At 69.2% G+C, this 12,630-nt stretch carries 12 protein-coding genes; 3 read left to right on the top strand and 9 right to left on the bottom strand.

What is annotated here, in order from left to right; all coding sequences use genetic code 11:
* Nucleotide 1 precedes the first annotated feature (1 nt).
* From OG194_RS24775 to OG194_RS24805, 7 genes are all read right to left on the bottom strand, one after another.
* Nucleotides 2-1,561, bottom strand: a complete 1,560-nt coding sequence (locus tag OG194_RS24775; RefSeq protein WP_327402994.1) for an SCO6880 family protein — start codon at nt 1,559-1,561, stop codon at nt 2-4.
* The gene (locus OG194_RS24780; RefSeq protein WP_327402995.1) at nt 1,558-2,877 is read right to left on the bottom strand and encodes a hypothetical protein; all 1,320 of its coding nucleotides are present in this window, start codon (nt 2,875-2,877) and stop codon (nt 1,558-1,560) included. Before OG194_RS24780 ends, OG194_RS24775 begins: the two co-directional genes overlap by 4 nt.
* A complete protein-coding gene (locus OG194_RS24785) occupies nt 2,867-3,712 on the bottom strand; it encodes a hypothetical protein (protein ID WP_327402996.1) in 846 nt (281 codons plus the stop codon). Before OG194_RS24785 ends, OG194_RS24780 begins: the two co-directional genes overlap by 11 nt.
* A 180-nt stretch (nt 3,713-3,892) precedes the next feature.
* Nucleotides 3,893-4,201, bottom strand: a complete 309-nt coding sequence (locus OG194_RS24790; RefSeq protein ID WP_019065418.1) for a hypothetical protein — start codon at nt 4,199-4,201, stop codon at nt 3,893-3,895.
* A 372-nt stretch (nt 4,202-4,573) separates the two neighbouring features.
* Nucleotides 4,574-5,890, bottom strand: coding sequence for a S53 family peptidase (locus OG194_RS24795; protein ID WP_327402997.1), 1,317 nt, complete (start codon nt 5,888-5,890; stop codon nt 4,574-4,576).
* Nucleotides 5,891-6,306: 416 nt separating this feature from the next.
* The gene (locus OG194_RS24800) at nt 6,307-7,668 is read right to left on the bottom strand and encodes a S53 family peptidase (protein WP_327402998.1); all 1,362 of its coding nucleotides are present in this window, start codon (nt 7,666-7,668) and stop codon (nt 6,307-6,309) included.
* A gap of 409 nt (nt 7,669-8,077) precedes the next feature.
* On the bottom strand, nt 8,078-8,674 hold the full coding sequence (locus OG194_RS24805) for a TetR/AcrR family transcriptional regulator (RefSeq protein WP_327402999.1): 597 nt from the start codon (nt 8,672-8,674) through the stop codon (nt 8,078-8,080).
* Between the two features lie 99 nt (nt 8,675-8,773).
* Here OG194_RS24805 and OG194_RS24810 point away from each other — a divergent pair, with 99 nt between their 5' ends.
* Nucleotides 8,774-9,715 carry an oxidoreductase gene (locus tag OG194_RS24810; protein ID WP_327403000.1) on the top strand — a complete coding sequence of 314 codons (942 nt, stop codon included), beginning with the start codon at nt 8,774-8,776 and terminating at the stop codon, nt 9,713-9,715.
* Here the strand turns inward: OG194_RS24810 and OG194_RS24815 are convergent.
* Together OG194_RS24815 and OG194_RS24820 are read right to left on the bottom strand one after the other, a co-directional pair.
* Complete coding sequence (locus OG194_RS24815; protein WP_327403001.1) at nt 9,712-10,095, bottom strand: VOC family protein; 384 nt, start codon at nt 10,093-10,095, stop codon at nt 9,712-9,714. The genes OG194_RS24810 and OG194_RS24815 overlap by 4 nt on opposite strands.
* Entirely contained in the window at nt 10,088-10,438 is a 351-nt protein-coding gene (locus tag OG194_RS24820; RefSeq protein ID WP_442811621.1) for a DUF397 domain-containing protein, read from the bottom strand. Before OG194_RS24820 ends, OG194_RS24815 begins: the two co-directional genes overlap by 8 nt.
* 190 nt (nt 10,439-10,628) lie before the next feature.
* Here OG194_RS24820 and OG194_RS24825 point away from each other — a divergent pair, with 190 nt between their 5' ends.
* Both OG194_RS24825 and OG194_RS24830 read left to right on the top strand, forming a co-directional pair.
* Nucleotides 10,629-11,414 (top strand): trypsin-like serine peptidase, encoded by a 786-nt coding sequence (locus OG194_RS24825; protein WP_327403002.1) that lies wholly within the window; start codon nt 10,629-10,631, stop codon nt 11,412-11,414.
* A gap of 231 nt (nt 11,415-11,645) precedes the next feature.
* Complete coding sequence (locus OG194_RS24830) at nt 11,646-12,590, top strand: bifunctional lytic transglycosylase/C40 family peptidase (protein WP_327407197.1); 945 nt, start codon at nt 11,646-11,648, stop codon at nt 12,588-12,590.
* Nucleotides 12,591-12,630 lie beyond the last annotated feature (40 nt).

Raw genomic sequence — 12,630 nt, forward strand, 5'->3', positions numbered from 1 at the left:
CCTACCTCCGGATGCCGGTGGCGAACGGCAGTGTGTTCACAAACGCGCGGTGGTGTTCGCGGTCGCACCACTCCAGCTTCAGATACGACTTGCCCGCGGACGCCCTTATCGTGCGCTTGTCGCGCGCGAGGGCCTCGGGGTTGCGGGAGGAGACGGTGATGTAGCCGACCAGGTTCACTCCGGCCGCGCCGCTCGCCAGGTCCTCGCCGCGCTGGTCCATGCGGCCGTGGGCGGCGACGTCGCGGGGGTCGACGGTGCGGTTCATCTTGGCGGCGCGGGAGGCGTCGGCCTCGTCGTTCGTCTTCTCGGTCAGCATGCGTTCGATGGCGACCTCGGTGGGTTCGAGGTCCATCGTGACGGCGACCGTGCGGATCACGTCCGGGGTGTGGACGAGGAGCGGGGCAAGGAAGTTGACACCCACCGGGGTCATCGGCCACTCCTTCACCCAGGCCGTGGCGTGGCACCACGGTTCGCGGGTCGACGACTCACGGGTCTTCGCCTGGAGGAACGTCGGTTCCATGGCGTCGAGTTCGGCCGGCCAGGCGTTGCGCTTCGTCATCGCCTGGAGGTGGTCGATGGGGTGGTCCGGGTCGTACATGGAGTGGATGAGCGAGGCGAGCCGGCCCTGGCCGAGCGGCTGCCGTACGCGGATGTCGGCTTCCTGGAGACGGGAGCAGATGTCCGTCAACTCGCGCGCCATGACGACCGCGAGGCCCGCGTCCCGGTCGAGCTTGCGGCCCGCGTGCGGGCGGGACGCGCGGGCCATCGCGTGGGCCTCGGCGGAGAGTTCGCGGGTGAAGTGCATGCAGGCGACGAGGTAGGCGCGGTGCTGCTCGCTGCTGGTGGACACCATCGACTGGAGTTGGTCGTACGACTGTTGCAGCCAGGTCAGTGACTTCTCGTCGCCGCGCTGGGCGACGTCCTTGGCGTGCGCGTCCGGGTCGGCGGGGAGGGTGCGGGCGAGCATCTGGATGCGGGTGACGAAGCCGTCGCCGTTCGCCACGTGCTTGAGGAGCGTGCCGAAGCGGTCGACGAGGGCCTCCTGGTCCTCGCTGTCGCGCAGGCCGACGCCCGGGCCCTCGATCTCGATCGCGGCGGTGACCGTACGGCGGTCGGCGTGCAGGAGTACGGCGATCTCGTCCGGGCCGAAGGGGGCGGCCAGCCAGTTGATGCGGCCGATCCCGGGCGGCGGGCCGACCTCGACCTCGCGGCCGTCGAGGTGGACGCCGGCCTCCACGACGGAGGAGCGGTACGTCGTGCCGTTGCGCAGGGTCCGCTTGTAACTGCGGTTGATCTCGAACCACTTGTAGAACGTGCGGCGCTTGTACGGGACGTAGACCGCCATCAGCGCGAGCATCGGGAAGCCCGTCAGCAGCACGATGCGCAGGGACAGGACGGGGACGAGGAGTCCGCTCATCATGCCGAGGAACGCGCCCACGATGATGAGCGCGATCTCGCCGGTCTCGCGATTCTTGCCGACGATCGCGTTCGGCCGGGCACGGCCGATGAGATAGGTCCGGCGGGGCGTGATCGGATGGGACAGGTGGGCCTCTGTCGTCAACGCCCTTCACCTCCCGTGCGGTTGTTGCGGGCGTGCGGGGTGTTCGCCGGGCTCTGGCGGGGTGCGGGCGCGGCGGAGGGGGCTGCTCCGCCGCCGCCGCTCGACGGGCGGCTGCTGTGGGCCGCGACGCCGCCGGAGATCGGGTTGGACGGGCGGGCGCCGCCGCCGGACGAGGACTGGCCGCCCCCGCCTCCGCCGTCGTTCGCGCGGGAGCTGTGGGTCTTGATGCCCTGGGCGACCATGGTGGCCGGGGAGCTGATGACCGCGGCGGCCTTGCCTTCGGCGCCCTGCATGATGCGGTTGCTGCGGCCGCCGGCGATCTCGTCGCCGAAGCCGGGGACGAAGCGGTAGATCATCGCGCTGGCGAAGATGGCGAGCAGGATGATCGCGAGGCCGGAGACTACGGCGGAGAACGAGTCCGGGCCGTCGGCGGTGGACAGCGCGCCGGCCAGGCCGAGCACGATCACGATGACCGGTTTGACCAGGATCACCGCGATCATGATGCCGGCCCAGCGGCGGACGTGGCCCCACAGGTTCTTGTCGACGAGGCCCGCGTAGACGACGGTGCCGAGGAGGGCGCCGACGTAGAGGAGGGCTGCGCGGATGACGAGCTCCAGCCAGAGGACGCCGGCGGCGAGGATCGACACCAGGGAGACCACGATCAGCATGATCGGGCCGCCGCCGATGTTGTTGCCCTTGGCGAGGGCGCCGGAGAAGTTGCCGAAGAAGGTGTCCGTCTGGTTGCCGGTGGTTTTCGCGAGGACCTCTGTGATGCCGTCCGTGGCGGAGACGACGGTGTACAGGATCAGGGGGGTGAACGCGGAGGCGATGACCGTGAGCCAGAGGAAGCCGATGGCTTCGGAGATCGCGGTGGTGAGGGGGACGCCTCGGACCGCGCGCTTCGCTACCGCGAGGAGCCACAGGAGAAGGGTGAGGATCGTGGACGCGGCGAAGACGACGGCGTACTGCTGAAGGAACCTGGGGTTCGTGAAGTCGACGTTCGCTGTCTCTTTGACGGCGTCGCTGAGCTTGTCGATGGTCCAGGAGGCGGCTTCGGCGCAGCCCTTTCCGAGGGAGGAGAGGGGGTCGAGGGTGTCGGTGGTGCTGGGGGTGGTGGTCCCGGAACCGGCGCCGGCCTTGCCGTTCTCGCAGATGTCCTTGGCGTCGGCGACGAGCAGCCTGCAATCCGCCTTCCCGGAGGGTGAGGGGGACGGCGTGGGGGCTGCGACGGCGCGGGTGGCCAGCAGTACGGCGGTGGTCTGTACGGCGGTGAGGGCGGCCGCGACCTTGAGTACGCGACCCGATTTACCGGGCATAGGTGAACCCTCCGTACTCCTGGACGGCCTTGGCCATGGCGTCGGCGGTCGATGCCTTGTTGTCACCGGGGACAGGGGCCGGGCCGTCCTTCTGGGAGAAGCTGTCGGCTTTCCAGTCGGTGTCGGCCCAGCGCAGGTGGAGCGTCAGGGTGAACCAGTCGCTGGTCACCGGGTTGGTCGAGGCCGTGCCGGCGGTGCCGTACAGCCCGGTGCACCAGACCTCCACCGTCGCCGCGGTGTCCGAGTAGCTCGTGACCTTGGTGCCGATGGGCACGGTGCGGGAGACGTAGGTGTTGCCCGAGGTCGCGTTGCCGTTCTCGTCCAGGCCGAGCTTGCTCAGGAAGTCCTTGGAGTAGGCCTGGTCGAGGCTGTTCTCCAGCGCGGTCTGCTTGTCTGCGGCGAAGACCTGCTGCACGATCTCCGCCCGCCGGGCCGGCTTGAGGATGTCGGCCGAGACGAGCACCGTCGCGTAGTTGGTCGCCGCGCTCTCCGCGCCCTGCTGGTCGTGCGCGAACCCGGCCGGGATCCCGCTCGCCTTCGACTGCACGGGCTTCGTCCCCGTCGCCGCCGTGGACGCGGCATCCGGCTTCGAACCGCTCGACGTGGTGCCGTTGTTCGAGGCCGACGTGCCGTCGCCGCGGTTGGCGAAGGCGATGGCGGCGATGAGGAGGACGACGACTGCGACGACCGTCACCAGGCTTTTGGAGGAGGAGGATCTGCCGCCGCGGCGGGCGCCGCCGTAGATGTCGCCGCCGGTTCCCTGGGGGAGGCGGGTGCGGGTCTGGCCGGTGCCGCCGTAACCGCCGGAGGTCTCGTGCTCGTCTCCGGGACTCATGCCGGGTACGCCCCTTCGCCGTCGTCCAGAAACATCTGGAAGTACGACGGTAGCCGTGCTGGTTCCCGCGCGGGCGCGGAGTGGTGACTCGACATCAGGGAAACGCAACCTCAGCCGGTGGGCACGACGGGCGGGGGAGTGGATGGGTGGGGAGACGGGGAGGGGGCTCCGGTCGGACGGCTACACGGCCATGCCGTACACGATGGTGAAGAGGGTGCCGAGGGAGCCGATGATGAAGACGCCGGTCAGGCCGGCGACGATGAGTCCCTTGCCCTGTTCCGCGCTGAAGGTGTCGCGGAGCGCCGTCGCGCCGATGCGCTGTTTGGCCGCACCCCATACGGCGATACCGAGGCAGAGCAGGATGGCGACCGCCATCACGACCTCGATCATCACCTTCGCCTCGTTACCCAGGCTGCCGAAGGGGCCCCAGTCCGGAGCGATCCCCCCGATGATGGTGTTGATGTCTCCCTTGTCGGCCGCGAAGAGCATGTAAGTCACCGCCCCTGGTGGGTAGTTCCGCGTCCCCTGCAGGTGCGCAGAGGTCAGGCATCATTGTCGCCGACAAAGACGCCGTCGGATGTCGACTTGGCGTCATTGATTGGCGGGTTTCGTACGAATACCCCGTACGGTCACTCTGTGTATCACGGTAGGTAACGCCGGGCAACGATTCTGGAGCGGAACCTGTCCGTGGTTCGGTCGTTAGCCCCTGATTACTCGCTTTGGTTCGCGTTGATGTTCTCATGATGAACGGGCCGCGGCTGGATGCCGCGGCCCGTTCTCTCGTGCCAGGTGTGGCCCCCACGACCCACTGTGGCACGTCATGTGACGGAGGATCAGCTCAGGGTGGGGGGCAGGTCACCGTCAGTTGGCGAAGGCCGAGATGCCCTCCGGGGTGCCCCAGCCGGTCGGGCCGTCGTAGCCGGTCTCGGCGGTGCAGAAGTACGCCGTCGAGCAGGAGCCGTTGTAGCCGCTGGTGACGTCGTTGAGGGACGAGGTGCCCGCGTAGTCGTAGGGGTACTGCGCGGGGTAGGTGCCGCTGGCCGGGGTGCCGGCCAGGGCGTAGACGCCGGCGATGATCGGCGCGGAGACGCTGGTGCCGCCGAAGGTGTACCAGCCGGCGGTGACGCCGTAGGAGTCGTAGACCGAGACTCCGGTGGCGGGGTCGGCGACCGCGGAGACGTCGGACTCCATGCGCTTGGTGCAGCCGGTGTCGGTCTGCCAGGTGGGCTTGGCGTCGTAGGAGGAGCAGCCGGAGCCGGTGCCCTCGGTGCTGGAGGTGCGCCAGACGGACTCGGTCCAGCCGCGGGTGGTGGAGGACGATGTGGAGAGGGCGGTGCCGCCGACTGCCGTCACGTACTGGGACGTTGCCGGGTACTCGGCGCCGTAGGCGCTGTCACCGGAGGAGACGGTGATGGCCACGCCCGCGTGCTTGTAGTACGAGGTGTCGTACGTCGTCTGGGAGGAGGACTCGGAGCCGCCGTAGGAGTTCGAGACGAACTTGGCGCCCAGGGTCACGGCCTCGTTCTCGGCGGTGCCGAGGTTGGCGTAGCTGGCGCTGGTGGCCTCGACGAGGGTGATGTTGCACAGCGGGCAGATCGCGCTCGCCATGTCGAGGTCGAGGGAGATCTCCTCGGACCAACCCGCGTCGCTGGAGGGCAGCGAGGTCGTCGAGCCGGTCTGACTGACCTTCTTGAAGCAGCCGTTGGCCGTCGTGCAGGCCGAAAGGCCGTAGTACGAACGGTAGGTGGCGAGGTCGGCCTCGGCGTTCGGGTCGTTGTACGCGTCGACGATCGCGATCGTCTCGCCGGAGCCGTTGGAGGCGGCGGCGGAGGTCAGGCCGTAGGCGGACCGGAGGTTGGTCGGGCTGTAGCCGGAGGGGGTCGACGCGTCGGCCGCCTTGGGGGTGATGCCGGTCTTCGCGGCCTGGGCCTTCTGGAAGGCGGTGAGGCCGCCGGTGACGCGGTAGGACTTGCAGGTGAGGTCGCCCGTGTGCTTGGGGGTCGCACAGGGGGTGGCGGCGTACGTCACCTTCGTGGAGGTGGTGGCGCTCGCCGCGGCGTCCGCCTGTACGGCGGTGCCGAGGCCGGTGAAGACGAGTGCGGCCGTGGCTATGACGACGGACCCTGTGCGGCGCCATCTACCGTGCGTGTGGGGGGAGTTGGGGGTCGTGGTACGCAAGGTGCAGCCTCCTGAGTCGGTGGAACAGGGGCGGTGCGGGTGCGTGTCGCCGGTGCGGTTTCCCCGGCGGTGGGGGGCGGCCCGCGATGACGATCCCTTGTTGAGTACGCGACAACAAGAGGCTGCTGGAATCCTGACCTCCGTATTGCCGAACGGGGTCTGGGCCTTACGTTCCGATGGCTGTCCGATGGCCATCGGGTGGCGCCCGCTTGACCCAACTCACAGTATTTCCATGGTGTTTCCACTGGTCACGCAGTCGCTTAGCACACGGACGCATGAGGTGTGGGGCATGGCGAACGGGCCGCGGCTGGTTGCCGCGGCCCGTTGCCATTCGCTCCGCCGAGGGGACCCCACGTCCCCCTCTGCCGGCGGCTCCCCGTGACCCGACGGGGAGGTTCTCGCGGAGTGGAGTGCGGTCAGCCGGTGAAGGCGGACACGCCCTCCGGGGTGCCCCAGCCGGTCGGCCCGTCGTAGCCCGAGCCGGCGGTGCAGAAGTAACTCGTCGAGCAGGAGCCGTTGTTGCCGCTCGTCACGTCGTTCAGGGCGGAGGTGCCGGCCGCGGCGTAGGGGTACGACGCCGGGTAGTCGCTGCTGCCGGGGGTGCCGGCGAGGGCGTAGACGCTCGCGATGATCGGGGAGGAGGCGCTGGTGCCGCCGTAGGTGCCCCAGCCGGTGCCGTCGTCGCCGTAGGTGTCGTAGACCGAGACGCCGGTGGCGGGGTCGGCGACCGCGGAGACGTCGGAGATCATGCGCTTGGTGCAGCCGGTGTCGGTCTGCCACGTGGGCTTCGCGTCGTACGCGGAGCAGCCGGAGCCGGTGCCTTCGGTGCTGCTGGTCTTCCAGACGGACTCGGTCCAGCCGCGGCTGTTCGAGGAGGTCTTGAGGGCGGTGCCGCCGACCGAGGTGACGTAGCGGGAGCCGGCCGGGTACTCGGCGCCGTAGGCCTCGTCGCCCGCGCTGGCGGTGATGGCGACGCCCGCGTGCTTGTAGTACGAGGTGTCGTACGACGTGTCGGAGGAGGACTCCGAGCCGCCGTAGGAGTTGGAGACGAACTTCGCGCCCAGCTTCACGGCCTCGTTCACCGCGGTGCCGAGGTTGGCGTCGCTCGCCGACTTGGCCTCGACCAGGAGGATGTTGCAGTTCGGGCAGGTCGCGCTGACCATGTCGAGGTCGAGGGACTCCTCTCCGGCCCAGCCGCTGTCGGCGGTCGGGAGGGAGGTCGTCGAGCCGGTCTGACTGACCTTGGTGAAGCAGCCGTTGGCGACCGTGCAGGCCGAGAGGCCGTAGTACGAGCGGTAGGTGGCCAGGTCGGCGGCGGCGTTCGGGTCGTCGTAGGCGTCGACGATCGCGACGGTCTCGCCGGAGCCGCTGGAGGAGGCGGCGGAGGCCAGGCCGTAGGCGGACTGGATGTCCGAGGGGCCGTAGCCGGTGGGGTCGTCCGAGGCGGCCTTCGGGGAGATGGTCCTGGGCGTGACGCCCTTCAGCGCGGCCTGCTTCTCCATGAAGGCGGTGGTGCCGCCGGTCACACGGAGGGCGTTACAGGCGGCGAAGCCCTTCTTCGGGGTCGCGGCGCAGCCGATCTTCGTGTACTGCACGTGGGCCTTGGCGACCTGCGCGGCGATCGTCTTGGCGGTCGCCTTGTGGGGGGTGGTGGCGGCGCTCGCGTGGGCCGCGGTGCCGAGTCCGGCGAGCAGGAGCGCGGTGGTCGCGGCGGCGGCGGTGCCGAGTCTGCGCCAGTTGCCGCGTATGTGGGGGGAATTGGGGGGTGACGTACGCAACGTACAGCCTCCAGAGAGAGGTTGGCAGAGGCCTGCGGGTGGGGGGTCCACCGGTGAGGTTCCCGGTGGGGGCGGCGGCCCGCGATGACCATCTCTTGTTGAGTACGTGACAACAAGGTGGGTTCCGGAATTCTGACTTCCGCGTTACTCAAGGGGGTTGGGGGATTGCTGATCAGTGGCTGCGGGATGGGGTGGGGATGGCTCGGGCTTGACTCTCTCCACGGGAACTTCACAGCGGGACGCGCGTTGACTGGGGTTGCCTGCCGGGTTCGGGGTGGGTGGTTCGGTTGTTGCGGGGTGCGGGTGGGTGGGGGCTGGGCGCGCCCGCGCGGCGGAACCGCATATCGACACAGTCCCGCGCCTCTGAGGGGGTTGCTCTGAACCGGCGCCAAGTGGTCGCCGTTCGCTGCTAGTTCTCGCGGGGTGTCAAACCGTTCAGCAAGTGGTGGATCAGGGCGGGGATGTCGGCTACCGCTGCCTCTGGGGTGAGGGTGCCCTGGGCTGCGAAGGAGGCTGTGCCGTGGAGGGCGGCGCCGATGACCAGGGCGATGGTCCAGGGGGTGCCGGGGATCATCTCGCCGCGTTCCTGGGCGTCGATGACGATCTGTACGAACTGGTTGGTCGTGCCGTCCACCGCCGCACGGAGCTGCTCGGAGATGTCCGCGTCGTGCTTGCGGGAGTACATGACCTCCACCAACTCGGCGTTCGAGACCGCGAAGTGGACGTAGGTCCTGGCCAGTTCGGTGAGGCGGGCTTCGAGGGGGAGGTCGGGGCTGTCCGCGGCGGTCAGGTCTCTCGCCATGCGCTCGAAGCCGGTCAGGGCCAAGGCGTCCACCAGGGCCTGCTTGTCCTTGAAGTGGCGGCCGGGGGCCGCGTGGCTCACGCCGACGTCGCGGGCCAGTTCGCGCAGGGACAGTGCGGCCACCCCCTTCTCCAGCAGGGTGCGCTCCGCGCTCGCGAGCAGGGCGGAGCGCAGGTCTCCGTGGTGATAGGGGCGTACAGGCATACGAAGCATCGTATCCCGATGTTGTCGATGCCGACATTGTTGTCACCGTCACCATTGTTGTCATTGACAGCATTGTTGGCGTTGCCTACATTGGGAGGCATGGACAACACGGACAGGACCATCGGCAGCAGCAAGGGCAAGAGCAAGGTCAAGTGGGGTGTCGGGCGGATTCCTGATCTCTCCGGGCGTACCGCCGTCGTCACCGGGGCCAACAGCGGGATCGGGTTCGCGGCCGCCGCCGAGCTGGCCCGTGCGGGCGCGCACGTCGTGTTCGCCGTGCGGGACCTTGAGCGGGGGCGGGCCGCGGCGGCCAAGGTGAGCGGGAGCACGGAGGTGCGGCGGCTGGATCTCGCGGATCTGGCGTCCGTGCGGGAGTTCGCCGAGGGCTGGGACCGGCCGCTCGACCTGCTCGTCAACAACGCCGGCGTGATGATGCTCCCCGAGCGGCGGACGCGCGACGGCTTCGAGATGCAGCTCGGCACGAACCACCTGGGCCACTTCGCCCTCACGAACCTGCTGCTGCCGCACATCACCGACCGGGTGGTGACCGTCTCCTCCGGCGCGCACCGGATGGGCGACGGCATCATCCACTTCGAGAACCTGAACCTGGACGGGATCTACAGCCCGCAGCGCGCGTACTCCCAGTCCAAGCTCGCCAACCTGCTCTTCACGCTCGAACTCCAGCGCAGGCTCACGGAGTCGGGCTCACGCGTCCGCTCCCTCGCGGCCCACCCGGGCTGGGCGGCGACCAACCTCCAGAGCCATACGGCGAACCCGGTCTCGCGCGTCCTCATGGCCGCGGGCAACAAGGTCCTCGCCCAGGACGACAAGGGCGGCGCCCTGCCGACGCTCTTCGTGGCGACCCAGGATCTTCCGGGCGCGAGTTTCGCCGGCCCGAGCGGGCCGATGGAGATGCGCGGGGCGCCGACGCTGGTGGGGCGGAGCCCGGCGGCGAGTGACGTGGAGGCGGCGGAGCGGTTGTGGGAGGCGTCGGAGGGGCTTACGGGAGTGGTGTTCCCGCTGGTGAGTGCCGCGCGCTAACTCCAGGTGCGCGCACGGGTGTTGAAGACCTCGGGGTCGCTGTGCACCGGCAGGACGCAGAGCAGGTGGCCGCCGGGGGCGCGCAGCACTCGGCACTCCAGCCAGCGGGCGGTCTCGGTCGCGCCGAGGGTGAGCAGGCGGGCCGTTTCCGCCTCCACGTCGTCGGTCTCGATGTCGATGTGGAAGCGCGGGTCGGGGTCGTCGATGGCCTGAATCGCCGTGACCAGGCCGGGAATTGCCTCGTGGAGCGTTGTGAACTGCTCCTCTCCGGGGACCGGTTCCGCCGGGGTGCCGAGTGCCGCCGACCAGAAGGCCGCCGCGGCGGCGGCCTCCGGGCCCGGGGTGTCGATCAGGAGGGCGTAGACGCGGCTTCTATGCATCCGGAGTCCCCGGAGTCCCCGGAGTCCCCGGAGTCCCCGGAGTATTCGGTGCATCCGGCCCGAGTTCCTTGATTTCCGGGGGTGTTGGGTCCGTCGTGTCCTCCACGCCCTCCACTCCCTCCACGAAGTGGTCGAACTCGCCTGCCTGTACGCCGAGTACGAAGGCGTCCCACTTGCGGCGGTTGGTGGTGACGACGTTCTCCGGGTCGCTGGTCTCGCGGATGTAGACCGGGGCCTCGCCGTCGTCGCCCGGGCCGAAGGCGAGCTCGATCCAGGGGCCGGGGCCCGTCGCGTCCGGCGGGGCGGCTCGTTCCCAGGTGAGGTCGGGGGGGATGTCAGACACGGGGGGTTTCCTTCGTCGGGTGCCGGGGAGACGACGAGTATCGCGCAGGAGAGGCGGGAGGGACGGACGGACAGTACGGTGGACAGACCGCCGGACCAAACGTCGACCTGAGCGCGAACGCGCTGTTCACAGCGAAATTTCAGTAAACGTCGACGTCCTTTCTCACCTTTGTGGGACAGAGTGGGGCCCGATGAAGCGCAGCTCACGCATCTCCCGTTCCGCTCGCCTCGCGGGCAACCGTAGGTACGCGCTGTTCGTCGCCGTGGTGACGCTGGCACTGACCTCCGCCTCTGTGGCGACCGCCGACGACGGCCCCGGGCCCTTCGGTGTGACCACCGTGACCGAGGTGAGCAAGCAGAGCGTGCGGGTCGGCGCCCTGTTCGGGGCGGCCCATGCCACCAGCCTCGCCGGGGGGCACCACTGCACCGCGTCCGTGGTGCACAGCGCGGGGCACAACCTCATCGTCAGCGCGGCCCACTGTCTGGACGGTGACCCCGGCGACGTGTTCGTCCCCGGTTACCGGGACGGCAAGGCGCCGTACGGGGTGTGGAAGGTCGAGAAGCGGTTCCTGCCGGACGGGTGGGCCAAGGGGCAGGCCGAGGACAGCGACATCGGGTTCGCCACGCTCGTCGAGGTCGGCGGCAAGAACATCGAGGACGTGGTCGGGGCCGACCGGTTCACGACCGGGACGGCGACCGGGGCCACGGCGGTGACGATCACCGGGTATCCCTCCGCGACCGACCAGCCCATCAGCTGCACGAACAAGCCCACCCAGCACAGCGGCACCCAGCAGCGCATCGACTGCCCCGGCTTCACCGGCGGCACCAGTGGCAGTCCCTGGATCAACGGGGACCAGCAGGTCGTGGGTGTCATCGGCGGGCATGAGCAGGGCGGGCTGACACCGGACATCTCGTACAGCGTCGTGTTCGGGAAAGAGGCGGCCGAGTTGTACAAGGACGCGACGACCGACCCGTAGTGGGGCGGTTGGCCCGCGGTCGTACGACTCGCCCGTAATGCGGTGCTGTAAGGCGCGGTGTGCGGTGGGTGTGACTCGCTGAATACGCGTCAGATGTGGTGGAAGCACGGCGAAATGCCGCCACCCTGCCCCGAAATGGCCTTGAACAGGGCTGACATGGGGGAGGGTTGAGCCGTGCGAAAAGTATGGGTGGCCGGTGGGGTCGCGGCTGGGCTCGGGCTCAGCTTTGTGATGCTGCTCGTCGTCGGGGTCTACCTCGTCGCCGGGAACCTCGTGAACGGGGCCGGTGGCGGGAGCGTCGCGCTCGCCAAGGGCGCGGTGCCGACGGCGTACTCGGCGCTCGTGCAGAAGTGGGGCAACCTCTGCCCCGCCCTCAACCCCGCGCTGCTCGCCGCCCAGCTGTACCAGGAGAGCGGGTTCAACCCGAACGCGAAGAGCCCGGCGAAGGCCGAGGGGATAGCGCAGTTCATCCCCGGGACCTGGGCCACGCACGGGATCGACGCCAACGGCGACGGCGTACGCAACGTATGGGATCCGAATGACGCGATCCCGTCGGCCGCGACCTACGACTGCGAGCTCGCCAAGTACGTGAAGGACGTGCCGGGGAACCAGACCGCGAACATGCTCGCCTCGTACAACGCGGGGGCGTACGCGGTCATCAAGTACGGGGGCGTGCCGCCGTACTCCGAGACCAAGAACTACGTGAAGACGATCACGACGCTCTCGCAGAGCTTCGCCGCGCCCGTCAGCCGGGTCGATCCCTCCGAGCAGGCCGCGACCGCCATCACCTACGCCCAGACCAAGCTCGGCACGCCGTATCTGTGGGGCGGTAACGGCACCGCCGACCAGGACGGGCGGTTCGACTGCTCGGGGCTGACCAAGGCCGCGTTCGCCCAGGCGGGGATCACGCTGCCGCGCGTCGCGAACGATCAGTACAACGCGGGACCGCATCCGCAGCGGGCCGAATTGCTTCCGGGAGATCTGGTGTTCTTCTCGGACGACCTCACCAATTCCCGGGCCATCCGGCATGTGGGGATTTATGTCGGCGGCGGGTACATGATCGACGCGCCCCGGACGGGTGCTGTGATCCGATTCGACCCCATTGACACCCCTGATTACTTCGGCGCCACCCGGGTCACCGAAGATGGCGCGAAAGCGCTCCCCACGACGGTGTGAACCGAGCGTGAACCCACCCCCTGAGCTGCGGCGATGAGTC

It is taken from the genome of Streptomyces sp. NBC_01288 (assembly GCF_035982055.1).
Taxonomy (GTDB): domain Bacteria; phylum Actinomycetota; class Actinomycetes; order Streptomycetales; family Streptomycetaceae; genus Streptomyces.